This is a genomic window from Aliidongia sp. (genome assembly GCF_035943795.1).
In the GTDB taxonomy this organism is placed as follows: domain Bacteria; phylum Pseudomonadota; class Alphaproteobacteria; order ATCC43930; family CGMCC-115725; genus Aliidongia.
In genome coordinates this window covers 1-25,744 of the sequence record NZ_DASZBY010000055.1, presented here as the reverse complement: position 1 = coordinate 25,744, position 25,744 = coordinate 1, and the positions used below count along the sequence as shown (strand labels likewise).

The 25,744-nt window shown below is 65.0% G+C and carries 27 protein-coding genes, 1 tRNA gene and 1 pseudogene; 16 read left to right on the top strand and 13 right to left on the bottom strand.

The features are described 5' to 3' along the window. Positions 1-88: 88 nt before the first annotated feature. Positions 89-421, top strand: a complete 333-nt coding sequence (gene trxA / locus VGV37_RS09780) for a thioredoxin TrxA (RefSeq protein WP_326879475.1) — start codon at positions 89-91, stop codon at positions 419-421. Positions 422-437: 16 nt separating this feature from the next. On the opposite strand, the gene rarD is transcribed toward trxA, so the two are convergent. Continuing rightward, positions 438-1,337, bottom strand: a complete 900-nt coding sequence (gene rarD, locus VGV37_RS09775) for an EamA family transporter RarD (protein WP_326879474.1) — start codon at positions 1,335-1,337, stop codon at positions 438-440. Between the two features lie 59 nt (positions 1,338-1,396). Between rarD and VGV37_RS09770 the strand changes: the two genes are divergently transcribed. Beyond that, positions 1,397-1,741, top strand: a complete 345-nt coding sequence (locus VGV37_RS09770; protein ID WP_326879473.1) for a metalloregulator ArsR/SmtB family transcription factor — start codon at positions 1,397-1,399, stop codon at positions 1,739-1,741. Between the two features lie 5 nt (positions 1,742-1,746). Here VGV37_RS09770 and VGV37_RS09765 read toward each other — a convergent pair whose 3' ends face one another. Next, positions 1,747-2,118 carry a DUF423 domain-containing protein gene (locus VGV37_RS09765; protein ID WP_326879472.1) on the bottom strand — a complete coding sequence of 124 codons (372 nt, stop codon included), beginning with the start codon at positions 2,116-2,118 and terminating at the stop codon, positions 1,747-1,749. A gap of 379 nt (positions 2,119-2,497) precedes the next feature. On the opposite strand from VGV37_RS09765, the gene VGV37_RS09760 reads away from it, so the two are divergent. From VGV37_RS09760 to VGV37_RS09750, 3 genes are all read left to right on the top strand, one after another. After that, positions 2,498-3,955: a DEAD/DEAH box helicase gene (locus tag VGV37_RS09760; protein ID WP_326879471.1), complete on the top strand. Its 1,458-nt coding sequence runs from the start codon at positions 2,498-2,500 to the stop codon at positions 3,953-3,955. A 105-nt stretch (positions 3,956-4,060) separates the two neighbouring features. Further along, positions 4,061-4,546, top strand: a complete 486-nt coding sequence (locus VGV37_RS09755; RefSeq protein WP_326879470.1) for a YajQ family cyclic di-GMP-binding protein — start codon at positions 4,061-4,063, stop codon at positions 4,544-4,546. A 102-nt stretch (positions 4,547-4,648) separates the two neighbouring features. Then, positions 4,649-4,724 (top strand) — tRNA-Glu (locus VGV37_RS09750). A gap of 249 nt (positions 4,725-4,973) precedes the next feature. On the opposite strand, the gene VGV37_RS09745 is transcribed toward VGV37_RS09750, so the two are convergent. Then, complete coding sequence (locus VGV37_RS09745) at positions 4,974-5,471, bottom strand: hypothetical protein (protein ID WP_326879469.1); 498 nt, start codon at positions 5,469-5,471, stop codon at positions 4,974-4,976. Between the two features lie 356 nt (positions 5,472-5,827). Between VGV37_RS09745 and VGV37_RS09740 the strand changes: the two are divergent. Together VGV37_RS09740 and VGV37_RS09735 are read left to right on the top strand one after the other, a co-directional pair. Continuing rightward, positions 5,828-6,103 (top strand): annotated as a pseudogene (locus VGV37_RS09740) (transposase domain-containing protein); the annotation flags it as partial. Positions 6,104-6,148: 45 nt separating this feature from the next. Further along, on the top strand, positions 6,149-6,508 hold the full coding sequence (locus VGV37_RS09735; protein WP_326879468.1) for a hypothetical protein: 360 nt from the start codon (positions 6,149-6,151) through the stop codon (positions 6,506-6,508). A gap of 87 nt (positions 6,509-6,595) precedes the next feature. On the opposite strand, the gene VGV37_RS09730 is transcribed toward VGV37_RS09735, so the two are convergent. Beyond that, complete coding sequence (locus tag VGV37_RS09730) at positions 6,596-7,015, bottom strand: hypothetical protein (protein WP_326879467.1); 420 nt, start codon at positions 7,013-7,015, stop codon at positions 6,596-6,598. 244 nt (positions 7,016-7,259) lie between these two features. Here VGV37_RS09730 and VGV37_RS09725 point away from each other — a divergent pair, with 244 nt between their 5' ends. After that, entirely contained in the window at positions 7,260-7,466 is a 207-nt protein-coding gene (locus tag VGV37_RS09725) for a hypothetical protein (RefSeq protein ID WP_326879466.1), read from the top strand. 385 nt (positions 7,467-7,851) lie between these two features. On the opposite strand, the gene VGV37_RS09720 is transcribed toward VGV37_RS09725, so the two are convergent. Continuing rightward, on the bottom strand, positions 7,852-8,538 hold the full coding sequence (locus VGV37_RS09720; RefSeq protein ID WP_326879465.1) for a dienelactone hydrolase family protein: 687 nt from the start codon (positions 8,536-8,538) through the stop codon (positions 7,852-7,854). 158 nt (positions 8,539-8,696) lie between these two features. On the opposite strand from VGV37_RS09720, the gene VGV37_RS09715 reads away from it, so the two are divergent. The 3 genes from VGV37_RS09715 to glk all read left to right on the top strand — a co-directional run bounded on the left by VGV37_RS09715 (position 8,697) and on the right by glk (position 11,291). After that, positions 8,697-9,575, top strand: a complete 879-nt coding sequence (locus tag VGV37_RS09715; RefSeq protein WP_326879464.1) for a hypothetical protein — start codon at positions 8,697-8,699, stop codon at positions 9,573-9,575. A 422-nt stretch (positions 9,576-9,997) separates the two neighbouring features. Beyond that, positions 9,998-10,195, top strand: coding sequence for a DUF3606 domain-containing protein (locus VGV37_RS09710; protein WP_326879463.1), 198 nt, complete (start codon positions 9,998-10,000; stop codon positions 10,193-10,195). Positions 10,196-10,295: 100 nt separating this feature from the next. Then, complete coding sequence (gene glk, locus VGV37_RS09705) at positions 10,296-11,291, top strand: glucokinase (RefSeq protein ID WP_326879462.1); 996 nt, start codon at positions 10,296-10,298, stop codon at positions 11,289-11,291. Between the two features lie 40 nt (positions 11,292-11,331). On the opposite strand, the gene VGV37_RS09700 is transcribed toward glk, so the two are convergent. The 4 genes from VGV37_RS09700 to VGV37_RS09685 are packed head-to-tail and all read right to left on the bottom strand — an operon-like array spanning position 11,332 to position 16,034. Continuing rightward, a complete protein-coding gene (locus VGV37_RS09700; RefSeq protein WP_326879461.1) occupies positions 11,332-12,690 on the bottom strand; it encodes a cytochrome P450 in 1,359 nt (452 codons plus the stop codon). Between the two features lie 18 nt (positions 12,691-12,708). After that, positions 12,709-14,328 carry a hypothetical protein gene (locus VGV37_RS09695; protein WP_326879460.1) on the bottom strand — a complete coding sequence of 540 codons (1,620 nt, stop codon included), beginning with the start codon at positions 14,326-14,328 and terminating at the stop codon, positions 12,709-12,711. Further along, positions 14,325-15,287 (bottom strand): hypothetical protein, encoded by a 963-nt coding sequence (locus VGV37_RS09690; RefSeq protein WP_326879459.1) that lies wholly within the window; start codon positions 15,285-15,287, stop codon positions 14,325-14,327. Before VGV37_RS09690 ends, VGV37_RS09695 begins: the two co-directional genes overlap by 4 nt. A 30-nt stretch (positions 15,288-15,317) precedes the next feature. Then, positions 15,318-16,034 carry a hypothetical protein gene (locus tag VGV37_RS09685; protein WP_326879458.1) on the bottom strand — a complete coding sequence of 239 codons (717 nt, stop codon included), beginning with the start codon at positions 16,032-16,034 and terminating at the stop codon, positions 15,318-15,320. 431 nt (positions 16,035-16,465) lie between these two features. Here VGV37_RS09685 and VGV37_RS09680 point away from each other — a divergent pair, with 431 nt between their 5' ends. Next, positions 16,466-16,999: a PEP-CTERM sorting domain-containing protein gene (locus VGV37_RS09680; RefSeq protein ID WP_326879457.1), complete on the top strand. Its 534-nt coding sequence runs from the start codon at positions 16,466-16,468 to the stop codon at positions 16,997-16,999. 69 nt (positions 17,000-17,068) lie between these two features. Here the strand turns inward: VGV37_RS09680 and VGV37_RS09675 are convergent, their stop codons facing one another. The 4 genes from VGV37_RS09675 to VGV37_RS09660 form a co-directional block, all read right to left on the bottom strand. Beyond that, positions 17,069-18,271 carry an ABC transporter substrate-binding protein gene (locus VGV37_RS09675; protein ID WP_326879456.1) on the bottom strand — a complete coding sequence of 401 codons (1,203 nt, stop codon included), beginning with the start codon at positions 18,269-18,271 and terminating at the stop codon, positions 17,069-17,071. A 45-nt stretch (positions 18,272-18,316) separates the two neighbouring features. Continuing rightward, on the bottom strand, positions 18,317-19,105 hold the full coding sequence (locus tag VGV37_RS09670; RefSeq protein ID WP_326879482.1) for an alpha/beta hydrolase: 789 nt from the start codon (positions 19,103-19,105) through the stop codon (positions 18,317-18,319). After that, a complete protein-coding gene (locus VGV37_RS09665; protein ID WP_326879455.1) occupies positions 19,105-20,721 on the bottom strand; it encodes a benzoate-CoA ligase family protein in 1,617 nt (538 codons plus the stop codon). The genes VGV37_RS09670 and VGV37_RS09665 overlap by 1 nt, the downstream gene beginning before the upstream one ends. A gap of 72 nt (positions 20,722-20,793) precedes the next feature. Further along, positions 20,794-21,270, bottom strand: coding sequence for a flavodoxin domain-containing protein (locus VGV37_RS09660; protein WP_326879454.1), 477 nt, complete (start codon positions 21,268-21,270; stop codon positions 20,794-20,796). Positions 21,271-21,382: 112 nt separating this feature from the next. Between VGV37_RS09660 and VGV37_RS09655 the strand changes: the two genes are divergently transcribed. The 4 genes from VGV37_RS09655 to VGV37_RS09640 all read left to right on the top strand — a co-directional run. Beyond that, a complete protein-coding gene (locus tag VGV37_RS09655) occupies positions 21,383-22,273 on the top strand; it encodes a helix-turn-helix transcriptional regulator (protein WP_326879453.1) in 891 nt (296 codons plus the stop codon). 133 nt (positions 22,274-22,406) lie between these two features. Beyond that, a complete protein-coding gene (gene boxC / locus VGV37_RS09650) occupies positions 22,407-24,050 on the top strand; it encodes a 2,3-epoxybenzoyl-CoA dihydrolase (protein WP_326879452.1) in 1,644 nt (547 codons plus the stop codon). A 2-nt stretch (positions 24,051-24,052) separates the two neighbouring features. After that, positions 24,053-25,477 (top strand): benzoyl-CoA 2,3-epoxidase subunit BoxB, encoded by a 1,425-nt coding sequence (gene boxB / locus VGV37_RS09645; RefSeq protein WP_326879451.1) that lies wholly within the window; start codon positions 24,053-24,055, stop codon positions 25,475-25,477. 93 nt (positions 25,478-25,570) lie between these two features. Continuing rightward, the coding region (locus VGV37_RS09640; protein WP_326879481.1) for an NAD(P)-binding protein at positions 25,571-25,744 on the top strand (174 nt) is incomplete at its 3' end.

Below are 25,744 nucleotides of genomic sequence, written 5' to 3'. Positions count from 1 at the left end.
TCACCACCCCCTAATCTTGACCAGTCTGGCGGGCTTCCACCCGCTCCATGCGTTTCGGGCGCCCAGCGCCTCCAGGAGAATTGATCCCATGTCCGCCAACGCGCTTACGACCAAGGTTTCCGATTCGAGCTTCGAGGCCGACGTGCTCTCGGCCCCCGGTCCGGTCCTGGTGGATTTCTGGGCGGAATGGTGCGGCCCCTGCAAGATGATCGCGCCGGCCCTCGACGAGATCGCCCAGCAGTTCGCCGGGAAGATCACGATCGCCAAGGTCAATATCGACGAGAATCCGAGCACGCCCGCCAAGTATGGCGTGCGCGGCATCCCGACCCTGATCATCTTCAAGAACGGCCAGGTCGCGGCCCAGAAGATCGGCGCGCTGCCCAAGAGCAAGCTCGTCGAGTGGGTCACCCAGTCGATCTGACTTCGACCCGGAACGGTCAGGCCGGCCGTCGCGCCAGCCTGATCGTTTCGCGCGCATAGAGCGTCAAGGCCGCCCAGATCACGATGAAGCAGACGAGCTTCGCCCGGCCGAACGGCTCGCCATAGACGAGCACCCCCAGCAGGAACGCCATGGTCGGCGTCACGAACTGCATCAGCCCCAGGGTCGACAGCTTGAGCCGCCGCGCCGCTGCCGCATAGGCGATGAGCGGCACGGCGGTGATCACGCCGGACAGCGCCAGCAGGATCGACAGGCCCGGCATGGTCCCGCCGAAATGGTTCGTACCCGATGTGGCGCACCAGGCAAGATAGAGGCCCGCGAACGGCACCAGCAGGAAGCATTCCAGCGTATTGCCCGGCAGCGCCTCGACCCGCACCGTCTTCCGGACCAGCCCATAGAGGCCGAAGCTGATCGCGAGCACGAGCGCACGCCAGATCTCGCCCTCGGTGCCGAAGGCGAGTGCCGCGACGGCACTCAGCGCCAGCAGGCAGGCGGCAAGCTGCAGCCGCGTCAACCGCTCACCCAGCACCAGACGGCCCAGCGCCACATTCGTCAATGGCGACAGGAAATAGCCGAGGCTCGCCTCCAGCACATGGCCGGCCGCGATGGTCGAGACGTAGGTCAGCCAGTTGATGCCGATCAGCAGCGCCGACAAGCCGATCAATCCGACCACACGCGGGTCGCGCAGCGCCTGCCGGAACGCGGCGATGCCACCGCCGAGCGGCAGCAGCACGGCCATGAACAGCGCCGACCAGACGATCCGGTGGCTCATGACCTCGATCGCCGGCACCTCGGCCAGCAGTTTGAAATAGCTGGGGAACAGGCCCCAGGACAGGAACACGCCAAGCGCCAGGGCGAGGCCGACGCGCTGGCTGTGCGATTGATCCAGCCCGGTCATGGCGACACCGGCGACCGGTCCGGCTTGACGATCCGCGAGTACGATCTAGCTCCATCCGGATGATTGCATCCGAACTGCAGAATTCGATCGCACCGGCCGCCGCCGTCCTGAAGGCCATGGCCAATCCGCAACGCCTCCGCATCCTGTGCCTGTTGGCCGAAGGCGAGCTGTCGGTCAGCCAGATCGAGAGCCGGGTCGCGCTCAGCCAGTCGGCGCTGTCGCAGCACCTGGCGAAGCTGCGGCAACAAAAACTGGTGCGCACGCGGCGCGATCGTCAGACGATCCACTACGCGCTCGAAGGCCACGCCGCACGCACCATCCTGGCGGCACTGGTCGAGTTGCAGCGCACGCTGCCGGCGGCCGCCAATACCGACGAACGGGACGGCAAGCGCGTATCGGCCTGACCAGATCATTGGGCGAGGCGGCGCAGCCCCAGGCCCGCCACGACGAGCCAAGCCAGCATGAAGGCGGTGCCGCCGATCGGCACCGCGGCGCCGAACGGGCCCAAGCCGACCGTCGCCGAGACCAGCAGCCCGCCACCGAACAGCACCATGCCGGCCGCGAAAAGCCAGAAGGCGAGATCGACGAGCCAGCCGCCGGTGCCGGCCCGGCCGAAATGGGCGAGGCCCAGCAAGGCCGCCGCATGCAGCAGGAGATAGCGCGAGGCGAGATCGACCAGCTGTCGGGCATGCTCGTCGGCAAGCGCATGGACCCCGGCGGCGCCGGCCGCGACCGCGACGAAGCCGCCCAGTCCCGCGGCCAAAAGAAATTTACCGGCCATGCCCACCCCTTCCGGATGCTCTGACAACGCGCGACCCTGATAGCATGGGCTTCCGGGCTTCGTGCCCCGAGCGGGGAGCGCGGCAGCCCTGCTAAGAAGGATCTGTCGTTTCCCGAGCGCTGAAGCCATATTGTGCACCGCAGTGGTTGGTGGCGGCCGCTCATGATGTGTCGCCCCATGGGATTTGACCCGATCGTCGGGTCCTCGAGCCTGTTCCCTTGAGCGCCACTCAATTTCGCACCCCCAATCATGGGGCGGCGAAGATAGTTGGTGCTCCGGAACCCCATGAGCGGTTGCGGCGTGCCCCGTATTTTTCCGAGCGGACGGGTCCGGCGGAAAGACCGCGGTCACCCTTCGCGCCCCGTTCGAGGAACACTCATTGTCCTTTTCTGAATTCAATCTGCCCGCCCCCATCCTGAAGGCCCTCGAGCAAGAGGGTTATACCGAAGCCACCCCCATCCAGACCGAAGCCGTGCCGCTCGTGATGGCCGGCCGTGACCTGATCGGCAGCGCCCAGACAGGTACCGGCAAGACTGCCGCCTTCATGCTGCCGGCACTCGCTCTCCTCTCCGACTTCAAGCAGCCGCGCGTCCGCGGCCCGCGCGTCCTCGTGCTGGCCCCGACCCGCGAACTCGCCACCCAGATCCTCGACACCGCGCGCAAGCTCGGCAAGTTCATGAAGCTGAATACCGTGTCGATCCTGGGCGGCATGCCCTATCGCCTGCAGTTGCAGCTGCTGTCGCGTCCGGTCGACCTGATGGTCGCGACGCCGGGCCGGCTCATCGACCATATCGAACGTGGCCGGGTCAGCCTGGCCGACCTCGAGATGCTGGTGCTCGACGAAGCCGACCGGATGCTCGACATGGGGTTCGTCGACGCGGTCGAGACGATCGTCGCCGCCAGCCCGTCCTCGCGCCAGACCCTGCTGTTCACTGCGACCTTCGACAAGCGCATGGTGCAGCTGACCCAGAAGATGCTGAAGGATCCGGCGCGCGTCGCGATCGAGGCGACCACCATGACGGTCGACAAGATCGAGCAGCGCGTGCATTTCGCCGACGATCTTGGCCACAAGCGCCGTCTGCTGGCCCATCTGGCCTCCAGCCCGGAAGTGGAGAAGGCGATCATCTTCGCCGCGACCAAGCGCGACGCCGATACCCTGGCCGAGGAACTCAACAACCAGGGCCACCAGGCCAGCGCGCTGCATGGCGACATGACGCAGTCGGCCCGTAACTACACGGTCCAGAAGCTGAAGCAGGGCCGTATCCGCCTGCTGGTCGCGACCGATGTCGCTGCCCGCGGCATCGACGTCAAGGACCTGACGCACGTCATCAATTTCGACCTGCCGCGCCAGGCCGAGGATTACGTGCATCGCATCGGCCGCACCGGCCGGGCCGGCGCGTCCGGCATCGCGATCTCGTTCGCCTCGCCCGCCGACCGCCAGCTGGTCGACCGGATCGAGCGCTACACCGGCGCCACGCTCGCCCCCCACGTCATTCCGGGCCTGGAGCCGACCGCGAACTTCAACAAGCGCAGCGGCCCGCGCAAGCCGGGCGGCTTCAACAAGGGTCCGCGCCGCTTCGGCGGTCCGGCCGGTTCGGGCGGCGGCTATGCCGGTCGCAGCGAGGGCGGCGGGTACGCCGGCCGGAGCGAAGGCGGCAACGGCGGCGGTTATGCCGGCCGTGGCGGCGAAGGCGGCGGCTATCGTGGCCGCAGCGCTGGCGGCGCCGGCCAGGCTCCGCGTCCCTATGCCGGGAACAACAACAGCCAGGGCCAGGCCCACAAGCCGGCCGCGGCGAACAATGTCGGTGGCGATCGTCCGCTGAAGCGCGCGAGCTAAGGTCCAAAAGACCCGGAAAGGCCCGCCAGCCCCGTCACGGGGGTTGGCGGGCCTTTGCTTTTGGCGGTAGAACGCGTCATCCGCCGTTCAATTCAGGAATTCGACATGCCGAGCTTCGACATCGTCTCGAAGACCGACCTCGCCGAGGTCGACAATGCGCTGGGCAATATCCAGCGCGAAATCGAGACCCGGTTCGACTTCAAGGGCAGCAATTGCAGCCTGACCCGCAAGGACGAGACGCTGACCCTGCTGGCCGACGACCCGCTGAAGATGAAGCAGGTCCACGAACTCCTGAAGACGCACCTGACGCGCCGCAAGCTCGACGCCGGCTGCCTCGAGTTCAAGGACCCGGAAAAAGCGTCGGGCGACAGCGTACGCCAGACCATCATCGTGAAGCAGGGCATCGACAAGGACCTGGGCAAGAAGATCGTCAAGGACCTGAAGGATTCCAAGATGAAGATCCAGGTCTCGATCCAGGGCGACGAGCTGCGCGTGACCGGCAAGGCGCGCGACGACCTGCAGGCGGCGATCGCCTTCGTCAAGGGCCTGAAGATCGAGCTGCCGCTGCAATACGTGAATTTCCGCGACTGACCCTTCGGGCGCCGGACCACCCGCATGGCTGGCCCGCGCCCTGGCGAAAACGAGACGCTTGATCCGGAACGACGGCTCTTGTATCTCTCGCCTCCTCTTCGGGTCCCCATCGTCTAGAGGCCCAGGACACCGCCCTCTCACGGCGGGAACAGGGGTTCGACTCCCCTTGGGGACGCCAGCCTTTCGAGGCGACAGATTTCACTTTGAAATCAACTGGTTGCGGGTCACGCAAATCCATCGCCCCCACACGTTCCACACACACACATTTTCCGTCTTGGCGCAGCGTGGCTTTGGCGCGCCTTTGCGATCCTACTGTTTACACCTGCGCCGGCAGACGTTGGCACAAGTCGGAAACCATCGAGACATATGTAGCCCCGGTCGTAAACGTCAGCTATTCACGTGGCGTGATCGGAGGCCTCTCCGTTTGTCAGGCCCATCCCATCGTTTTGAGCATTTCCTGACGCTCGTCTTCCGTGAACGAGACCGCCAATCGACCGAGCGTGAATTGCCCCTTACTGAATGCGATGACCCCGATGATGCTGGCGACGAGCGTGGGCTCGCGTGCCGCCTCCAATTCACGAAGTCCTAGTTTGACCAGTTCACCCCAAGCAGCCACATAGGCATCGCGAAGATCGGCTGGTAGTTCCGGGTTATGGCCGCTGCGCCGCGACTCCTCAATCGTGGCGACGAGTGCGTAGGTATTCCAATTGGCGATACCCCGAGCGGCATAGATACGAACGAGATGGGGGACAGCGGCATACGAAGCCTCCCCAACATCGCCCTGGTGATGAAGTTCGGTCCAGAGTTCTTCCCAGGTACTGGCGGTCTCGTCGGCCCGTTCCAGCGCGAGGAAGGCTTTGCGAGGGTCGTACGGAACACGATAGCCGCCACAAAGATGAGACCATTGGGGATCGTCGAGATCCATTACCTCTCCAGTTTAGGCGTGAAATGTCACCATGATCGTTTCTGCCGATGCTTCAGATGCCTATGCCAGCTTGTCAGCCCAACGGTTCCAACTCCAGGGAGAAGTGCTGACAGCCGTAAGCGTCAGCCAGCCCACGCCTTCTCAGGACGCTTTTGATCGGCATGCTTGTCGCTCGGCTTGAGTGGTGGGCGAATGGGCGACGTGTCGAATATCGATAGGGAGGTGCTTCGAAGTGCTCGTACGAGTGCTTCGGAGCTGCGCGGCGAGGTTCTGAGCGGCCCGGAACGTCGGCGCCGCTGGAGCCCCGAGGAGAAGCTGCGGGTGCTGGCGCAGAGCATGGCGCCGGGCTCGTCGCCGACGGGCGCATCGGCATCGACAACAATCCGGACGAACGGTCCTTGCGCGGGATCTCGATCACCAGAAAGAATTTCCTGTTCCTGGGCTCGGACGCCGGTGGCGATCGGGCCGCCATCCTCTACACCGTGCTGGAGACGGCGAAGCTGAACGGGCTCAACCCGCAGGCCTATCTGGCCGACGTGATCGACCGCATGGCCAAGGGCCATCCGATCAATCGGCTCGGCGAACTTCTCCCCTGGAACTGGAACCGACGGACTGCCAAGCTGGCCGCTTAGTAAGGGACAAGCGCAGTTGGTCGAAGGCATCTTTAAGAGGCGGGCGTGAAGCAAGATTCCGAGGATATGACCGAGGCGTTTCTCACGCTCACCCAGATGGATACCGGGGTCATCTTTTATCACTTCAACGACGAGCGGGCCTTTTTCGAATGGTTGGGCCGAATCCCCTGTGTCGAAAGATATGCGGGTGAAGGCCGCCGAGGATTGGTGGTCTATCTCAAACGCAAGCCGCTAAAAGACGAACTTCGGGAACTCCTGGCCCTGTGCCAACGCTACGGCGTCAATATGCGCCAATTGGCTAAGTTCGAGACGCCAAGGAACCGTCATTGGTTTCGCGACCCGGGAAAGTACTGGCACTCGGCTGTGTTTGGTCCCCTATCCGAGCGGACAGAAGCCCCGGCCTGATTAAAGCGGGTTCGCCTGCCATCGCAGCGGTGCTCGGCTGACGCTCACGATCCTTCAGATAGGCGAAATCGTGGGGACCCTCGGGCATCAGTCGTCCGCCATCGGGGGCCGCAACGTGCCCATGACGTTGTTCATGGTGAGACGGATGGCGAGTGGCCCCAGCACGACAGACAACGCGGCCTGTCCAACCGATTGAGGCGGACGAGTGGTGGCGACATTGATCGCGAGTTTACCTAAGAGGAACACGCTAAACATCAGCACCGCAAAGCCGTCAGCGAGAAGGACGAAAGCGCACGCCCATGCGAGCGATCGGTCGCCCTTCCGCACGAAAATCAACGACGCGCAAAACGAGCCGACGAACGCCAATGCCACGATGATGAAATTGATTTGTGCCGTTGTGTCAGGGCGGCCAGGGACCGTCATCGGCAGGTATCGCCAGAGGGTCTCGGCGCCCACGGCCGACAAGGCAGCTGAAACCACAACCAAACCGAATGTCCTTGTCCGCATTCTCAATTTCCCGACCCACGTAATTGCTCCCATGATCGCGTATCGAGCAACGCCGCGAGGATGACATCGGCCTATCGACCCTGCAATGGTTCCTGATCCGTTCTCATTCGCTGCTACCATCGGCCACCTCCCGTCCACCTAGGAGGCACCGCTGCCCGACCCGTCCGACACCGTCGATAGCTACCTTGCAGAGCGCTTCAAGCTTGGCCTGGAGGACACCCTTGTGCAGGCATCCCGAGGCACCTTGCCGGCCGCGCTGGTCGGTGCCGTGGACGCTACCTGCCGGGAGAGGAACCGCTTTCGCTACGAGGATCGGGGCATCGCCATTCACTTCGAGGGTACGCTCACGGTCGAATCCGACGATCACCAGTTCCTGCTGACCGTCACATTTGATCTTCAGCCAGGCATCGCTGTGGGCCTGCCCGGTGCCGAACGTCGAGCCGCTTTGTGATGATCCCCCTGATCTCGTGACTACGCGCCACACGGTGGGAGACGGAAGCGACTCTCTCGTGGCGCCCGCTGGGGCGGATCCGCAGCAAGCCTCTCAGGCGCCGGCTGCGATCTCCCGGGCGGCGCGGCCGCAGGCCCCAGCCGTCGCGGACGAGCAGCCCGGCCATGAACGTCAGGTCGCCGGTCGCTTTCTCGCCAGCGCTTCCTTGAGCAACTCGAAGGAAGTGCCCCGTCCGGCCGGAACGCCACCAGTTCGCCCTCGGGCATGGCACTCGCGGTTGGAAAACCATGATGCCACTGCAACGATCTTCGGCAGCCGCCATTCAAGGCTTTCCACTTGCGGGTTGCCGAAGTCTTGATGGTCAGGATGGGTCGTCCGGCCCGCGCTACGGTCCCAGATGCTGGTGCAACATGGCGACCATCCGCTGCCAGGCGTCTTCGGTGGCATAGCGATCGAAATTGCCGAAGCCTAGATTGAAGCCGTGCCCAACGCGGGGATAGACGACCAGATCGAACGGGGCGCCGCGCGCTCTTGCCGAGGTCGCCATCGCCTCGATGGTGCCAATCAGGCAGCAACCATGCTGCCGGACCGCGTTGTCGCTATCGCCTGCAAAGACCAGGGTCGGCACCGACCAGCGGCGAACGAGGTCGTCTTTGTTCTCAATCTCTCCGGTCGCAGGATAGTAGGCCACGACCACGGAAACGAGGTCGGGCTGCGTGCTGGCATGCACAAGCACATCTCCGCCGCCCAGGGACAGACCGACCGCGCCAACTTTTCCCGGAGCGGCATGGGGAGAATGCTGGACCCGCTCGATCATTTTTCGGAGATTTTCATCGCCCCGCGCGTCTTCCGCGAGGAAGCTGTGGCCGTCGATCAGCACGACATAATAGCCGAGCGCGGCGAGGTTCTTCGCAAGGAACACATAGGTGGGCGGCCCACTGCTCCCGGACAGGAGAATGACCACCGGCCCTTGGCCACTGGGCGGCATAAACTCCTCATAGGCGCCCCGATCGGGCAGCGTGCATCCCGTCAATCCGGCACACAGCAAGGCCAAGGCGAGGAGAATTTTCATCGTCGCGGGCTTTCCGCTTGGTGACCGCTTTGGAGGAGGATCTTGCGCAGTTGTCTTCTGAGATCACAGTGCACGCAAGTGCGTGGACGGAAAGCTCCGTCGCCCCGTAGAACATCTGGGCTTCCACCAAGGATGCCTGGCATCGGGCAGGATTGACAATGGCAAGACGCAGAGTTCTCAGAGGTTGGGAATTTGGAATCATCGGCACGGTTGGATGGTTCGCGGCCGTCGGAGCGGCCAACGCAGCCAAAATCGAGACTGGATCGGGCGAGCAGATGGCGCCGCTTGGCGTGCCTCTGGATGTCTATACCTACCGTCCAGCGGATTGCGTCCCGACAGGCTTCCTGATCGTCTTTCACGGGGTCGATCGCAACGCAGACACATATCGGGATCACGCGAAGCCGCTGGCCGACAAGCTTTGCCTGATTGTGGCTGCTCCGTTTTTTGACAAACAACGATTTCCCAGTTGGCGATACCAGCATGGCGGCATCGTTTACCGGCATGCCATCCAGAATAGCGCAGACTGGACTGGAAATTTGGTGCTGCAACTGGTCGGCTGGCTTCGGGAGCAAGAGAACCGGCCAAGCCTGCCCTATTACCTAGTCGGGCATTCGGCCGGTGCGCAGTTTCTCAGTCGGGTGGCTGCATACGCCCCATCCGACGCGCTTCGCATCGTCATTGCGAATCCTTCGACGCATGTACTGGCGAGTCTCGACGCTGACCCGCCCTACGGCTTTGGCGGCATGCCATCGGCCGAGGAGATGTTGAAGCGTTACGTTGCGGCACCGGTCACGATCTTCTTGGGCCAGGAAGATCACGGATCGAAAAATCTTGCCGACGATGCTGACGCCGAAAAGCAGGGAGGAACGCGGTTCGAACGAGGCGAGCGCGCCTTTCATCAAGCCGAGGAGCTTGCCCGCCAACACGCCTGGCCGTTCGGCTGGCGGCTTGTCGAAGTGCCCGGCGTTGGCCATAGCGCCCGGTCGATGTTCGCTTCACCCATGGCCGTCGATGCCCTCACTGGCGGGAAGCCATGACACCAGGCATCGCCCCAAGCGGAGCCAACGACATCTTTTTGAGTCCGATCCTGATTGAGAGGCCTTGCGCACAATTCGCCTTATCGCCCGCGAACGATGACCGCCCCCGGTAAGCTCCCCACTCGTCATCCCTGCCCGATTGAGTATTCACTCAGATGCTGAATTGCAGCTTATAACGCGTCCTCCAATCATCGGTCCTATACCGGCTGATCGAGCCCCCGCGCAAAGCACCGCTTCGAGTTGAAGCTACGCCGGTGAATCTCTTGATCGTGCCGTCACTGCCGCGCAGCCTGGAACCCGATTCGCTGCGCGCACGCCGATTAACCAGCGAGATATGGCAAATCGGGCGTACCCTTCTCACCGACGGACGCGTTCGATCCGTGCGAGACGCCATAAGGCGCCGAACAACCCGGGAGGCCCTGATGACCGACGACAAGACCAAGACCGGTGCTGCGGACCGTCGACAGGTCGCCGGCGGCGAGACGTACGAGGTCGATGATTTCGCGCATAAGCATGGGCTGACGCGGGCCGCAGCGCGTGCGCTGATCAAGCAGCACGGCAACGACCGTGCCACGCTCGACCGGGCGGCCGAGCAGCAGCGGCGCCAGCCGGCTCACTGAGCGGCCGCGTCCCGGGATCGAAAGCCGGATTTTTCGCGTTCTCCCATCGAGATCGGTCGCTGCTTTCCGAAGCTCGTCACTTGGCCTGGGGGAAAGGCGCATGCTGCTTGCGGGAGATATCGGCGCCACCAAAACCCAATTGGCGGTGTACGCACCGGACGCCGGCGCCCGCAAACCGATTGTCCAGGCCGAATTTCAGAGCGCCAACTATGCCGGGCTCGAAGCGCTGGTGCAGGAATTCACGGCCGGGATCGAGCATCCGATCGACGCCGCCTGTTTCGACGTCGCCGGACCGGTGATCGGCGGCCAAGCGCGCCTGACGAACCTGTCCTGGACCCTCGACGAGAAATCGCTCCAGCGCTCCCTGGGGTTCGGGCGGGTGCTGCTGCTGAACGACCTGAAGGCGATCGCCTATGCGGTGCCCCATCTGCGGCCTGATGAACTGCATACGCTGAACGCCGGGAAAGCCGACCCACAGGCGCCGATCGCGATCATCGCGCCCGGCACAGGGCTGGGCGAGGCGTTCCTGATCTGGAGCGGCCACGAGTATGTCGCCTGCTCGTCGGAAGGTGGTCACGCGGATTTCGCCGCGGCCGACCAGACGCAGTCCCGCCTCTGGTCCTACATGGTCGACCGCTACGGCCATGTGGCGTACGAGCGGGTCTGCTCCGGCAGCGGCCTGCCCAACATCTATGATTTCCTGCGCGACACGGACCATGCGCCCGAGGCCCCCGCCTTCGCGGCGCAACTGGCGAAGGCGCCCGATCGCACGCCGCTCATCCTGCAGGCGGCGCTGGAAGATCCGGAAAATGCGCTGTGCGCGGCGACCCTGGACATCTTCATCTCGATCCTCGGCGCCGAGGCCGGCAACCTGGCGCTCAAGATCTTCGCGACCGGCGGCGTCTACCTGGCCGGGGGGATTCCCCCGCGCATCCTGGGACCCTTGGACGACGGCCGCTTCATGCGCGCCTTCCTGGCCAAGGGGCGCTTCGCCGACCTACTGGGCAACGTCCCGGTCAAGGTCATCACCAGCCATGCCGCCTTGTACGGCGCAGCGCTCTACGGCCTGGATCAGATGGCGCGGCAGTCGTCCTGACCGGCAGCGCACCGGTCAGTGCACGGTCGGGATCTCCCCCCTATGCCCGATCGAACTCCAGCATCAGATGGACCGGGAACGGCGTGCCAGCCGTGTCGATCCGGCCGGCCAGCCCATCGGCCCGGCGCAACCCGCGCTGCTTCAGCAGGGGTTTCAGCAGCGCCGGAATGGCGATGCGGTTGATGTGCGCGCCGAAGCAGGTATGCAGGCCGTAGCCCCACAGGATGTAATCCTCCCACGGCCGATCGACCCGGAAGCTGTCCGGTTCCGGCAGTTGCAGCCGGTCGAACATGGCCGACAGGTTGGCGGCATAGACCATGGTCGCGCGCGGGATCGTCCGGGCGCGCAGCGTGTTGCGGGCGATGACCGTGTCGCGCACGGCGCGGCGATAGATCACCGGATTGACCGGGTTGAAGCGCAGCGCCTCGAACACGTAGCGGCCCAGCAGGTCGTCGTCGTCGGCCAGGGCCGCGCGCTGTGCGCCGGCCAGCGCGTCGGGCCGGTCGAGCAGCTGGTCGAGCGCCTGCACGCTGGCGCGCGAGGTCGTCGGCACCAGGCCGATCATCAGGCCGATCAGATAGTTGCGGATGCCCAGGTCGTCCATGCCCGGCAGGCCGGCCGCCTGCATGGCGAGGCAGCGCTGCAACACGTCGTCCTGGTCGAGCGGTGCCGCCTTGCGTGCCGCGATCGTCTGGTCGAGGTAGGCGCGGCAGCCTTCGGCGGCGATCGCGGCCCTGGCGTCGAAAGCCGGATCGGCATTGAGGTCGATGAACAGGTACCAGAACATGGTCGTGGTCCAGTCGATCATCGCCTGTTCCGACGAGCCGGGCGTGCCGAAATAGGCGCCGAGCAGGCGCGCCGGTACCTTCAGGGTCAGATCCTGCGGCACGTCGATCCGGCCCGGCGCCGCCGCGACCAGGGCCGCCGCCTCGGTCGAGACGAACGGCGCCACCATGCCCGGAACGTCGCTGCGCCGGACCGCCAGCCGCATGTTGGACACGTCGCGCGTGTAGGTCGGCGAATCCGCCATGCCCAGGAAGAAGTTCGGACCGCCGGTGATGGTCGCCATGCGCGAGCCGTAGACCACCTCGAAATCATCATCGCGGTTCAGCACCTCCTGGACGTCGGTAAAGCGGGTGACCAGGGCGGAGCCGCCATTGTCGTAGGCCGTGGCGAATTTGCGCGAGACGACCAGGTTCGGCAGTAGCGACCGGACGGCGCCCAGCACCAGCCGCAGGCCGTCCGGCGCGGTCAGCCGGGCGGTGATCCGCTGCTTGAAGCTGCCCTCGCCGGACCGGCACGAGAAGGCCACTGCGGCGAGCCGGGCCAGGGCGACCAGCCCGTCAACCAGGATCAGTACCCGGGTCGCGATGGCCGTCAGCAGATTGATGATGACCATGGACCCGGTGCTCCCGTTTCAGGTTGGATCGACCGTGCCCATGGCGATCATGCGCAGCGCCGTCATGCTGGGAATGAAGAAATAGTCGCCGCCCCGCGTCTCGACGAATTGCGGCGGCCGATCGCAGATGAACGGCGGCTTGTCCCCGGCCGGATCGGCCGCGATGACGAATTTCGCCGCCTCGCCGTGGTTGCCGACCAGCGGACAGGTGTCGTTGCCGAGGTTGAAGTCGAGCCCGTACTGCATCCATTGCTGCTGCACGAATTCGAACTGCCGGAACAGGCTCGCGCAGAGCGCCAGGAAGATGATGCCCTGCTCGCCGTTCAGCGCGACGCTGCGGTCGGTCGGGCCATAGGGCAAGCCCCGGCGCAGGACACGGCGCCGGTTGTTCAGCACCGAGCCGTTCCAGTCCTTGGGATGGGTCGAGTTGGCGGAGGGATCCAGCATGTCGCGCGTATTGGCACGGCGCATATGCGCCCCGACCGGGCATCTCAGGCCGGCCGGATCGGCGCGGTATTTGAAATCGACGTAGGACCGTTCGATGGCGGCGAGCGTCGCCTTGTCCCCGGCCTTGGTGGCGGCGGCCTCGCGGACCTGGAACGCCCGCCATTCGGTAAAGGTCGGCGCCGCCATCAGCGGCACGCCGTCCGACCAGCGGCCGGCGATCTTGGCCATCAGGATCTCGCGCGCCGCCTCGACGTCGCCCAACCCCATGACGCGGTCGTAAAGCACCGCCGTCCGGGCGATGTAGTCCTGGAACGCGCCCACGTTCTCCTGCAGCTTGCGATAGGCCATGAAAGTGCCGTTGCGGGCGAATTCCGGCGGCAGCAGGCCCCCCGGGATCTCCTGGGCCTCGTCGGGGTGGCCCAGCAGGAACTCGCCGGTCGCGAGCGGCCCCCAGCTCTGGTCGGGCAGGATCTTGCCGCCGCCGACCGCCTCGGCCGAAATCTCGGCAGCGGGATATTGCCCGTCGAACACTGGGTCGCCGAATCCATCGGTGAAGCCGAAATGCTCCTTGGCGGTCGGCAGCAGCTTGCCGTCGGCCGCAGCTTCGAGCAGCGCGCCGGAATCCTGGTAGAGCGCATTGTCCGGCCCGTGACCGGGCAGCACGCGGACCTTGCCGCCCGATGCCTCGGCCAGCGCCATGACATGGGCGGTGGCGGTCGCGAGGGCCGCGATCGGCGTGCCATCGTGATGCATCTGCGCATTGAGCGAGACCATCACATGGACCTTGGCGTCGCCGGTCGAATTCTGCCAGATCGGGTCCCAGGCCTGTTGGGCATTTCCGCCCCGCAGGTCGCCTAGGATATTGGCGCGCTCCGCCATGCCGTCGATGAATTCCGCCGGCATCTGCGCCAACGTGGCCGTCGGCAGGTCGAGCGCCACCAGACCATAAAAGGTGAAGGCGAGATTGAACGTAACCTCGGGCCTGCGCTGGATCACCTCGCCCGGGTAGGCTTCCTTGGATTCCCAGCGCGTCGAGGTCGTGATCTTCGGCAGCAGCTTCCAGACGAAGTCGCGGCCGGCCGCGGCGTCGGCGATATGCAGGAAAATGAAGCGAGCCTTGGGAAATCCCATGCGTCCATAGGGCCTGAGAACATTGCCCTGGATGTCGGCGAGATCGAGGATGCGGGTCATGATGCCTTGGCCCCCGTAGCGCCGATCACGCCCGGCAATTGCGTGGGCCCGTTCAAATCCCCGGGGCGATGGGTCGCGAGGAACTGGCCGAACAGCGCGTGCAGCGTCGCGTCGTCCTGGCCCTGGGCGTCGATCGCCAGCCGGCTGAACTGCTGCTGCAGGTAGAGCGCCTTCAGTACCGACGGCAGGTCGCAATGGGGCGCCCGGGGGAACGGGGTCGACGCGCGCCGCTCGACCATTTCGTAGCCGATGCCCAGCACCAGCACGATCCCGGCAGCGAGCGCCGCCAGCAGCGACCAGCCCCAGGTCCAGCCGAACGCATGCAGGATCGGCACGGCGACGAGCGCGCCCAATGCCACGACGCCGGCCATGGTGCACAGCTTGTCCTTCAACGAGGTCAGCGGCGGCGCGCCGGTCCAATAATCGTTGAACGGCATCGTCGTCTCGATCTGGCAGGCGATGATGTAGTCGGCGAAACTCTCCGCGGTCCGGCCGGTGCCGAAGCCGACGCAATATTGGAAGATCGCCGACAGCTCCGGCTCCAGCTTGGTCCACAGGTCGACTAGGTAGGAGCGAAGCTCGCCGGGATCGTCGCTCGCCGCATCGAAGTCGGCTGTGAACAACAGGAACGGCGTGGTCAGCCGGTCGTTGGCGAACGGAATGACCGGATTGGGACCGACGAGCGAGACCCGCAGCGCGTCGATCGGATCGCGGCCGTTGAACACGGTGTCGTTGATGACGACGAAGCGGGCGAAATGGGTGCGGGTCGATCGGGCGAACGGGCTACCGAGCCGCAGCCATTCCGTCGCCTCGGTCTGGCGCGCGGTTGGCAGGGTCGCGAGCGTCGACTGCACCATATGGACGGCCGAGCTGCGGAGGCCGTCATGCTCGACCAGCCGGTCGGTCTCGATCGGGGCGAGGACAGTCAGGAAATAATGGCCGCCGTCGAAATTCGGCATGGCAACGCTCCAGCGGGACGGGGAAAGCGGTCAGTGACGGCGAAACGGGCTGCGCGGGCGCCAGGTGAGCTCCGGCGGCGCCGGCCTGGTCGGCAGCTTTTCGCCCCAGATCGCCGCGACGAAGGGCGCCCGGTTGAGCGCGGCATTCTGCGCATCCAGGCTTGCCTCGGGCGCGTAGCCGGCCGAGCCCAGGTCGTTCTGCACGGTGAGCAGGGTCTTGCGGTAGGCGACGGCGAAGCTCGCAGGCGTCGCACCCGCGTGCTGGGCCGACAGATCCTGGATCGCACCGAACACGCGCAGGGCCGCCTTGATGTCGCGCTGCGCCGAGCCCGGCGTCGCGTTATAATAGTAGTTCGTCGTGTATTGATTGTGCCGGATATAGTCCTTGAACGGCGTGATCGGGATCGACTGCGGATATTTCGTGCTTGAATACCAGAATAGGTTCAGACCATTCGGAATGCCGTCCGAAAAGGCGTCGATATACTGGTCCCAGGTGCCGTTGAAATTGCTGCAGAACAACATGTAATCGTTGGCCAGCTGCTGACGGCCTTGCCCGCAATCGGGCCATTGGTCCCGCTTGACGATCACCCAGCGGGCGAAGTGGATGATCGACAGGCCGAGCAGTCCGGACAGGGTTTCCGGCAAGGCACGCGCGACCATGAACAGGAAACGATTGATCCAGGTCCGCCACGGCCGCATCGGCGTGAGGACGTTCATGGCGTAAGCCTTGCCAGCCACATTCGACATTGAGTTCCCCGATTTGCCGGCGAAGGTCGAAACGACGGATTTGACCGCTCTATCAACACGGTAGCTGAATACCGGGGGTCAGGCCAGCCTGAAACGGTTTGCGGCACAATCTGCCGACGACGACCGTGCAGAATACGCTATCGCCAGTGGTGAAGGCCCGGCGCAGATCTGAATGATGAGATTTTTAGACAAATCCGAAATATATCAAGACTAAATATTTCTAATATTTATGATTAAATCAATTATTTATGCATAATTAAAATACAAATTCCGGCCGCGGAGTTAATTTTCATTAATAATTATTGGAAATTGTCGGATTTATTTACATAAACTCAGCGATATTTCTTCAAGTCATCAGCATTTCCGCCATTTTTATTCTTGGCACGGCGATTGCTCTACGGAGAGCAGGCACATTCCAAACGAGAGCAAAAATGACTTTCAAGATTTCAGCAGCACTTTTCAGCGCCTTCCTGTTCTTCGCCGGTTCCCCGGCCCACGCCGGGCTGATCGGCGATACCGTGGGTGTGTCCTACTATTACCCGACGAAAAGCTCGCTTTATCAGAGCAACCAGACCCAGGTCGTCACCGCCAACGGCGCGACCTTTACCAACGTCGACGGCGGAGATTTCAACCTCACGGTCAGCGACGGCGCGATCACGGTGGCCTTCAATGATGCGGCGACCTGGAGCCAGGCGAGCTTCAACGGGTTCGACGTGACCGATGTCACGCATGTCCTGCCGACCATCACCATCGATCCGTCGACCACCATGGCCGGCCTGACCAGCGACCGGCTGTCGGAGTCCGGCAACAGTTTCTATGTGAACTGGCAGGGCCTTTCCTTCTCGCCCGGCATGATCGTCAGGTTCGACGTCGCGAACGTTCCGGAACCAGCGTCGATGGCGCTGTTCGCCATGGGATTGGTCGGGCTCGGGCTGGTCATGCGCCGCCGCGCCCAGGCACGCTGATCCGCCGGAATCTCAAAAAATCAAGGCCGCCATCGAGGCGGCCTTGATCGCTTCAGAGACGCAAAGCCGTTATTTCGCCGCGAGCGGGCAGCCACCGTCGGCGAGCGGGCGGAACGCCTTGTCGGCCGGGATGCTGCGCACGAGCTTGTAATAGTCCCACGGATACTTGCTCTCGGCCGGCGACTTCACCTCGTAGAGGGTCATGTCGTAGAGCACCCGGCCGTCGGCACGGATCGTGCCCTTGCGGCCGAAATAATCGACCGGCATCTCGCGCATCTTCTGGCTGACGACCGTGCCGTCCTTGCTCTTGGCGGCGTCCACCGCCTTCAGGTAATGCAGCACGGAAGCATAGGTCGCCGCCTGCTCCTTGCTGGGCATCCGGCCGATCTCGGCGAAGAAGCGCTTGCCGAACGCGCGCGCCTGGTCGTTCTGGTCCCAGTAGAAGCCTTCGGCATTGTAGAGATGCTGGGCCGCCTGCAGGCCCATGCCATTGATGTCGGTGATGAAGATCAGGAAGCCCGCCAGCTTCTGGCCACCCTGGGTGATGCCGAACTCCGACGCCTGCTTGACCTCGGCGATGGTGTTGGCGCCGACCGAGGCCAGGCCGATGACGTTGGCGCCCGAACCCTGCGCCTGGAGCAGGAACGACGAGAAATCGCGCGTATCCAGCGGATGGCGCACGCTGCCGACCACCTTGCCGCCCGCCTTGTCGATCACCCCGGTCGCGTCGCGCTGGATCGAATCGCCCAGCGCATAGTCGGCCGTCAGGAAGAACCAGGTCTTGCCGCCGGCCGCCACCGCCGCCTGCCCGGTCGCCGACGCGAGCGAATAGGTGTCGTCCGACCATTGCGTCTCATAGAGATTGCAGCCCTTGCCGGTCACGTCGGAGGTCGCCGCCCCCGCGATCAGCACGATTTTCTTGTCCGCGCCGGCGATCGCTTCGACCGCGAGGCCGGCGCCGGAGTAGGGCAGATCGGTGATGGCGTCGACACCCTCGGACTCGTACCAGCGATGGGCGATCTGGACCGCATTGTCGGGCTTGGTCAGGAAATCGGCCGAAACGAACTCGATCGGCATGCCCGCCGCCTTGCCGCCGAAATCCGCCGCTGCCATCTTGGCCGCCAGGATCGCGCCCAGGCCTCCGGCATCGGCTGCGACGTTCGACTGGTCGCCCAGCACCCCGATCTTGATGCTGTCGGCCGCAGCCGGCACGACGGCGCCAAGACCGACCGCCGCCGCGATCGCCAGCGCACCGTAACTCACCTTCGTCATGTCGTTTCCCCCGATGTTCTTGGTTTTTCGGATTGCCGGATGCGGTTATGCCCGCGAAAGCCGTTCGATGAAAGCTGCCGACCGGTCGAGCACCGCCGTCGCCTGGTCCCGGTGGGGCGAATGCCCGCACGAGGCGAGCATCGCGATCTCCGTCGCTGGAGTCGCGTCGGCGATCGCCTGCAGCTGCGCCCTGGTGCCGTATTCGTCGTCCTCGCCCTGGATCGCCAGGATGGGGCAGCGGATCGCCGGCAGGTAGGTCTCGATGTTCCAGAGCTTGAAGCGCGGGTCGAGCCAGATGTCGTTCCATCCCCAGAAGGTTCGGTCGACATCCTGGTGGTAGCGGCGCAGCTTGCCGGCCAGGTCGGTCGTCTCGTAGACCTGCTTCACGCCGGCGATGCTGGCGACTGTCAGGTCCTCGACGAACACATGGGGCGCTTCGAGGATCAGGCCCGCCACGGCGTCGGGCCGATGGCCGGCATGGATCAGCGCGATCGAACCGCCATCGCTATGACCGAACAGGATCGGCCGCTCGATGCCGAAATGGCCGAGTACCGCCGGCAGCACGACCTCGCCCTCGCGGTGCATGTATTCGACCGGCCGTCGCTCGCCCAGCACGGTCGAGGCGCCGTGGCCGTAGCGCGAATAGTTGAGCACGCCGCAGCCGGTCCGTTCGGCGAGCCGTGCCGGAAAATCCTTCCAGAGCGAGACCGAGCCCAATCCCTCGTGCAGCATGACGATGGTCGGGCCGCCGGATCGTTCGGGCGCGATCCAGGCCGTCTCCAGCCGGCGACCATCGATCTCGGCGAAATCCTGCCGGATCGTTTCCCTAGGCATCACTGATCGACGGCTCCCATCGGTTGCGCGGCTTCAGCCTCGCGGTGGCGCAGGACGTGGCGCTGGATCTTGCCCGTCGCGGTCTTGGGCAGATCGTCCACGAATTCGATCCAGCGCGGATATTTATACGGTGCCAGCCGGCTTTTCACATGGTCTTGCAGCACCTGGGTCAATTCTGCGTCCTGCGGCACGCCCGGCTTCAGCACGACGAACGCCTTGGGTTTGATCAGGCCGTGTGCATCCGCGAGCCCGATGACGGCTGCCTCCTGGATCGCCGGGTGGCCCAGCAGCGCCGACTCCACTTCCATCGGCGAGACCCAGATGCCGCCGACCTTCAGCATGTCGTCGGCGCGACCGCAGTGGATATAGTCGCCCTCATCGTCCTGGCGGAACTTGTCGCCGGTCCTGACCCATTCGCCCAGGAACGTGGCACGGGTCTTGTCGGGGTTGTTCCAATATTGCGTGGCGGCGGTCGGGCCGCTCACCTCCATCTCGCCGATGTCGCCCGGCGCTACCTCGCGGCGGTTCTCGTCGACCAGCCGCGCCCTGTAGCCGGGCACCGGCTTGCCGGTGACGCCATAGCGCACGGCGCCCGGCCGGTTCGACACGAAGATGTGCAGCATCTCGGTCGACCCGATGCCGTCGACGATCTCGACGCCGGTGCGCGCGGTCCAGGCCCGCCCGACCTCGACCGGCAACGCTTCGCCGGCCGACGTGCACAGCCGCAGCCCGTGCTCGCCCGGCGCCGGCACGCGGGGGCAGGCCAGTAGCGCGCCATAGAGCGTCGGCACCCCGCAGAACAGGGTCGGCCGCTCCCGGCGCAGGACCTCGTTGACCGTATCGGCAGTCGGCCGGCCGCTGACCAGGATCGAGGTCGCGCCGACCGCCATGGTGAAGGTCAGCGCATTGCCCAGCCCGTAGGCGAAGAACAGCTTGGCGGCCGAATAGACCAGATCGCCCTCGCCGATGCCGAGCACGCCCTGGCCGAACAGCCGGGCGGTCTCGATCAGGCTGGTCTGGATATGGACCGTGCCCTTGGGCTGGCCGGTCGAGCCGGAGGAATAGAGCCAGAAGCAAGTGTCGTCCGCCCGGGTCGACGCAGCCGTCGCGACCGAACCCGCCCGCGCCATCAGCGTGGGCAGCGCCAGCCGGTCGCCCAGGGCTGCGCCCGAAACGATCACGAGCCCGTCCCAGTCGGCGATGCGGGCTGCCTCGACCAGCTTCGGCAGCAGAACGTCGCTCACCACCAGGGCGCGCGCCCGGCTATCGGACAGGATATGGGCGAAATCGGCGGCCTGGAACAAGGTGTTGGTCGGAATCGGCACGACACCGGCCTTGATCGCGCCCAGGAAGCAGGTCGGGAAATCGATCGTGTCCAGCAGAGCCAGCACGATGCGCTGTTCCGGCTCGACGCCGAGAGTGCGGATCGCATTGGCGAAGCGGTCGACCCGCTCGGCCAGATCGCCATAGCTGTAGCGGCCGGCCTCGTCGATGAAGACGGTCTTGCGCTGCCGGCCTGCCGCAAGGTTGCGGTCGATGAGATCGACGGCCGCGTTATAGGCGCCGGCGGGCTGCCGCTCAGCCCCGTCGCCCTCGGTCGCTGCGAGCACGATCATCGGCACTCTCCATCCCTGTTCTTGTCATTGACGGTCGGCCGTTCTTTGCGACGGCGTTCGACGGAAGAGCGTTCAGGCAGCCTTGAGTGCGGGGGCCAGGTGATCCTCGACCCAGCCGACGACCCATTCCGCGGCGATCTCTTCGGGCATGGTGCCGGCGCTGGCGTCATGCAGCATCGGCTCGCCGATGCGCCGTGCGCCCAATTCGCTCAGCAGGCGTCCGAACTTCAGCCCGCCCTCGCAATAGGTGCCCTTGTAGGTGCGGTCGCCCAGCGCGATCACGCCGAAGGACACGTGGGACAGCGCCGGGCGGCCGCCCTCGATCGCGGCGAAGAAGCTCTGGGCATTGTCGGGCACGTCGCCGGCACCGTAGGTCGAGGTCACGATCAGGAACGCGCTGCCGCGGTCGAACACGTGGGCATCGAGACTGTCCATCGCCGCGATGGCAGCGGAATGGCCCGCAGCCTCGAGCGCCGCCTGGACCTCTTCGGCCACGATCTCCGCGGTGCCGGTCATGGTACCGACCAGGATGGTGATATCGACCGTCATCGGCTCCTCCGCTACAATGGTCGACGATCCCACTGGATCGCGGCATTATTAACGCACTATAATACATGTCGCTGATTGGGCAAGCGGCATAATTCATCTTGAGACAGGTCGCATGGCCACATCCGTTTCCGCCACCAGCTACGTGCCGCCAGACCGGGTGCCCGACGAGGAGTTCCTGAAGCGCCTGGGCGATCGCGTCCGCGAGGCGCGGGCCAAGCGCGGCATGACCCGCAAGATCCTGTCGCGTGACTCCGGCGTGTCGGAACGCTATCTGGCCCAGCTCGAAACCGGACAGGGCAACATCTCGATCCTGCTGCTGCGGCAGTTGGCGGCAGCACTCGACATGCCGATCGAAACCCTGGTGCACGAACATCCGGACCCGTCGGTCGATCTGGCCCATGCGCTCGAACTGCTGCGCCGCCTGGATGCCGGCGATCTGGTCGAGGCGCGCCAGATGCTGCTGCAGCGCTTCGACACCGCGGCCGAGAAGGCACGGCGCGGTCATGTGGCCCTGATCGGCCTGCGCGGAGCCGGCAAGTCCACGCTGGGCGCCAGGCTGGCCCAGCACCTGAAGGTGCCGTTCATCGAGCTGGACCGGGAGATCGAACGCACGGCCGGCGTGGCCCTGAGCGTCATCTTCGACCTCTATGGCCAAGCCGGTTTCCGGCGCCTGGAGCGGCAATGCCTGCAGGACCTGATCGCGCGCCATCCGCGCTTCGTACTCGCCACCGGCGGCAGCCTCGTGTCCGAGCCCGCGACCTTCGAGATGCTGCTGACCAACTGTTTCACCGTCTGGCTGACCGCCTCGCCAGCCGAGCACATGGGCCGCGTCGTGGCCCAGGGCGACATGCGGCCGATGGCCAGCAACCGCGAGGCCATGAGCGACCTGCAGCGGATTTTGAAGGTCCGCAATCCGCTCTACAGCAAGGCCGATGCCCGGGTCGATACAGCAAACCGGACGATCGAGGAGAGCTTTGAACTGCTGATCCAGGCGACGTCGTAACCAGACGCTCCTCGGTCGTTTCCGCCTTGCGATGACGAGGGGTGTCGATGTGTGATAATGCTTCCCTCTGTTAAAATATGCATTATGATGCATATAAAGAACGACATTGCCGACTGCAATGGGAGGAAGCGCGATGATCACATTCGATGCGGTGCCGGAGGAATATCGGCATTGGACCCTGAGCGTCGACGGCCGCGTCGCGACCCTGGCGATGGACGTGGACGAGGATGGCGGCCTCAAGCCCGGCTATAAGCTGAAGCTGAATTCCTACGACCTGGGCGTCGACATCGAGCTGTACGACGCCTTGCAGCGCATCCGGTTCGAGCATCCGGCCGTGGGCTGCGTCGTGCTGACCAGCGGCAAGGAGCGCATGTTCTGCTCCGGCGCCAACATCTACATGCTGGGCCTGTCCTCCCATGCCTGGAAGGTGAACTTCTGCAAATTCACCAACGAGACCCGCAACGGGCTGGAGGATTCGAGCGCCCATGACGGGCTGAAATTCATCGCCGCGCTCAACGGCACGACCGCCGGCGGCGGCTATGAAGTGGCCCTCGCGTGCGATGAGATCCTGATGGTCGACGACCGCTCCTCGGTCGTCAGCCTGCCGGAAGTGCCGCTGCTGGGCGTGCTGCCCGGCACCGGCGGCCTGACCCGCGTCGTCGACAAGCGCAAGGTGCGCCGCGACCTGGCCGACATGTTCTGCACCAGCGCCGACGGTGTCCGCGCGGACCGCGCGCGGCAATGGGGCCTGGTCGATGCGATCGCCAAGCCGGCGGATTTCCCGGCCCTGGTCAAGACACGGTCCGCCGCGCTCGCCGCCGCCTCGATCCGCCCGGCCGATGCCCGGGGCATCAAGCTGCACAAGCTGGAGCGCATGATCGACGAGGCCGGCTATCGCTATGCCCATGTCGACGTGCGGTTCGACCGGCCCGGCCGGTCCGCGACCCTGACGATCTCGGCACCGACGGGTAAACAGCCCGCGACGCCCGACGCGATCGTGGCGGCGGGCGACCGATGGTGGCCGCTGGCGCTCGCCCGGCAGCTCGACGACGCGCTGCTGCTGCTGCGCACCAACGAGCTCGACCTGGGCCTGCTCGTGCTCAAGACGCGCGGCGATGCAGCGGCGGTGCTGGCCGCGGACGCGACCCTGCTGGCCCACCGGGACCATTGGCTGGTGCGCGAGACGATCGGCTATCTGCGCCGCACCTTCGCCCGGCTCGACGTCACCTCGCGCAGCCTCTACGCCATCGCCGACCAGGACTCGTGCTTTGCCGGCCTGCTCTATGAACTGGCGCTGGCCGCCGACCGCGTCTACATGCTGGCCCTGCCCGAGGGCGACGAGAACCCGCCCGAGATCCAGCTCGACGGCCTAAATTTCGGCCTGCTGCCCATGGTCAACGGCCGCAGCCGGCTAGAGACGCGCTTCCTCGACGATGCGGCGAAAATCGCGAAGCTCGAGGGCATGACTGGCAAGGCCCTGACCGCCGAACCGGCGCTGGCGCTGGGCCTCGTGACGCTGGCACCCGACGATCTCGACTGGGAAGACGAGATCCGGCTGGCGCTGGAGGAACGCGCGAGTCTGTCGCCCGACGCGCTGACCGGCCTCGAGGCCAGCCTGCGCTTCGCCGGGCCCGAGACGGTCTGGACCAAGGTCTTCGGCCGCCTGTCGGCCTGGCAGAACTGGGTCTTCGTCCGGCCGAACGCCACCGGCGAGCACGGCGCGCTCAAGGTCTTCGGCACCGGCTCCAAGGCGCAATTCAATTTCGAGAGGGTGTGATCATGGGGATCAACTATCAGGACCGGATTCCGAACAACGTGGATCTGGGTTCGAACCGCACCCTGCAGCGCGCGCTGGAACATTGGCAGCCGGAGTTCCTGAAATGGTGGCAGGACCTGGGGCCGACCGACTATCAGGCGAAGGACGTCTACCTGCGCACCGCCACCTCGGTCGATGCCAAGGGCTGGGCGACTTATGGACATGTCCGCATGCCGGACTATCGCTGGGGCATCTTCCTGGCCGAGCCGGACGGCGCCCGGCGCGTCGGCTTCGGCGACGATTATGGCAAGGAGGTCTGGCAGCAGGTCCCGGGCGAGCATCGCTCGACCCTGCGCCGGCTGATCGTGACCCAGGGCGACACCGAGCCGGCCTCGGTCGAGCAGCAACGCCTGCTGGGCCATACCGCCCCCTCGCTCTACGACCTGCGCAACCTGTTTCAGGTCAATGTCGAGGAAGGCCGCCATCTCTGGGCCATGGTCTATCTGCTGCACGCTTATTTCGGCCGTGACGGGCGCGAGGAGGCGGAAGAGCTGCTGACCCGGCATTCCGGCGATGGCGACAAACCGCGCATCCTGTCGACCTTCAACGAGCCGATCTCGGACTGGCTCAGCTTTTTCATGTTCACCTATTTCACCGACCGCGACGGCAAGTACCAGCTGAAGTCCCTCGCCGAATCGAGCTTCGACCCGCTGGCGCGCACCTGCAGCTTCATGCTGACCGAGGAAGCGCACCACATGTTCGTCGGCGACACCGGCATCGCGCGCATCGTGCGCCGGACGCTGGAGGTGATGAAGGAACTGGGCACGGACGACGCGGCATCGATCCGCCGCGCCGGGGCGATCGACCTCGGCACCATCCAGAAATACATCAATTTCTGGTTCTCCTCGGCCCTCGACCTGTTCGGCGCCGACCAGTCGTCGAATGCCGCATCCTATTTCGCCAGCGGCCTGAAGGGTCGGCCGGACGAGGCCCAATACGACGATCACCTGGCGCTCGACCAGACCTACGCACTGGAAAGGCCCGATGGCGCCGGCGGCGTGAAGGTCGAGAACATTCCGCTGCGCAACGCCATGAACGAGGTCTCGCGCATGTCCTACGTCAAGGATTGCGAAATCGGCGTCACCCGATGGAACCGGCTGATCCAGAAGGCCGGCTTCGAGGCACGCCTGGCCTTGCCCAGCCCGCGCTTCCGCCGCAGCAACGGCAGCTGGGGCAACGTGCCGACCGATTTGACCGGCCGGCCGATCGCTCAAGCGGAGTTCGACGCGCGCCAGAGCGAATGGCTGCCGACCGATGCCGATCGCGGCTTCATCTGCAGCCTCATGCAATCGGTGACCGAGCCCGGCAAGATGGCCGCCTGGATCGCCCCGCCCGACCGCGGCATCAACGCGCTGCCGATCGAGTATGAATATGTGCGGATGAACTGAGGGTACAGGCACACGCTCAATCGTCATTCCCGCGGAGGCAGGAATCCAGCAAGAGCCGCGGCTGCGGCGACTCTTTCGAACGGATCGAATGCCATGCGCCACATCGCCATCATCGGCAGCGGCCCTGCGGGCTGCTATCTGGCCGATCACCTGCTGCGCCTGGTACCGGACAGCCGGATCGACGTGATCGAACGCCTGCCGGTGCCGTTCGGACTGGTGCGCCATGGCGTGGCGCCGGATCATCAGGGCACCAAGGCGGTCGCCCGC

Bases quoted from the DNA above. Each gene is read 5' to 3' on its own strand.
- trxA (WP_326879475.1), top strand. From the start codon at position 89: ATGTCCGCCAACGCGCTTACGACCAAGGTTTCCGATTCGAGCTTCGAG.
- rarD (WP_326879474.1), bottom strand. From the start codon at position 1,337: ATGACCGGGCTGGATCAATCGCACAGCCAGCGCGTCGGCCTCGCCCTG.
- VGV37_RS09770 (WP_326879473.1), top strand. From the start codon at position 1,397: ATGATTGCATCCGAACTGCAGAATTCGATCGCACCGGCCGCCGCCGTC.
- VGV37_RS09765 (WP_326879472.1), bottom strand. From the start codon at position 2,118: ATGGCCGGTAAATTTCTTTTGGCCGCGGGACTGGGCGGCTTCGTCGCG.
- VGV37_RS09755 (WP_326879470.1), top strand. From the start codon at position 4,061: ATGCCGAGCTTCGACATCGTCTCGAAGACCGACCTCGCCGAGGTCGAC.
- VGV37_RS09745 (WP_326879469.1), bottom strand. From the start codon at position 5,471: ATGGATCTCGACGATCCCCAATGGTCTCATCTTTGTGGCGGCTATCGT.
- VGV37_RS09730 (WP_326879467.1), bottom strand. From the start codon at position 7,015: ATGCGGACAAGGACATTCGGTTTGGTTGTGGTTTCAGCTGCCTTGTCG.
- VGV37_RS09720 (WP_326879465.1), bottom strand. From the start codon at position 8,538: ATGAAAATTCTCCTCGCCTTGGCCTTGCTGTGTGCCGGATTGACGGGA.
- VGV37_RS09715 (WP_326879464.1), top strand. From the start codon at position 8,697: ATGGCAAGACGCAGAGTTCTCAGAGGTTGGGAATTTGGAATCATCGGC.
- VGV37_RS09710 (WP_326879463.1), top strand. From the start codon at position 9,998: ATGACCGACGACAAGACCAAGACCGGTGCTGCGGACCGTCGACAGGTC.
- glk (WP_326879462.1), top strand. From the start codon at position 10,296: ATGCTGCTTGCGGGAGATATCGGCGCCACCAAAACCCAATTGGCGGTG.
- VGV37_RS09700 (WP_326879461.1), bottom strand. From the start codon at position 12,690: ATGGTCATCATCAATCTGCTGACGGCCATCGCGACCCGGGTACTGATC.
- VGV37_RS09695 (WP_326879460.1), bottom strand. From the start codon at position 14,328: ATGACCCGCATCCTCGATCTCGCCGACATCCAGGGCAATGTTCTCAGG.
- VGV37_RS09690 (WP_326879459.1), bottom strand. From the start codon at position 15,287: ATGCCGAATTTCGACGGCGGCCATTATTTCCTGACTGTCCTCGCCCCG.
- VGV37_RS09685 (WP_326879458.1), bottom strand. From the start codon at position 16,034: ATGTCGAATGTGGCTGGCAAGGCTTACGCCATGAACGTCCTCACGCCG.
- VGV37_RS09680 (WP_326879457.1), top strand. From the start codon at position 16,466: ATGACTTTCAAGATTTCAGCAGCACTTTTCAGCGCCTTCCTGTTCTTC.
- VGV37_RS09675 (WP_326879456.1), bottom strand. From the start codon at position 18,271: ATGACGAAGGTGAGTTACGGTGCGCTGGCGATCGCGGCGGCGGTCGGT.
- VGV37_RS09670 (WP_326879482.1), bottom strand. From the start codon at position 19,105: ATGCCTAGGGAAACGATCCGGCAGGATTTCGCCGAGATCGATGGTCGC.
- VGV37_RS09665 (WP_326879455.1), bottom strand. From the start codon at position 20,721: ATGATCGTGCTCGCAGCGACCGAGGGCGACGGGGCTGAGCGGCAGCCC.
- VGV37_RS09660 (WP_326879454.1), bottom strand. From the start codon at position 21,270: ATGACGGTCGATATCACCATCCTGGTCGGTACCATGACCGGCACCGCG.
- VGV37_RS09655 (WP_326879453.1), top strand. From the start codon at position 21,383: ATGGCCACATCCGTTTCCGCCACCAGCTACGTGCCGCCAGACCGGGTG.
- boxC (WP_326879452.1), top strand. From the start codon at position 22,407: ATGATCACATTCGATGCGGTGCCGGAGGAATATCGGCATTGGACCCTG.
- boxB (WP_326879451.1), top strand. From the start codon at position 24,053: ATGGGGATCAACTATCAGGACCGGATTCCGAACAACGTGGATCTGGGT.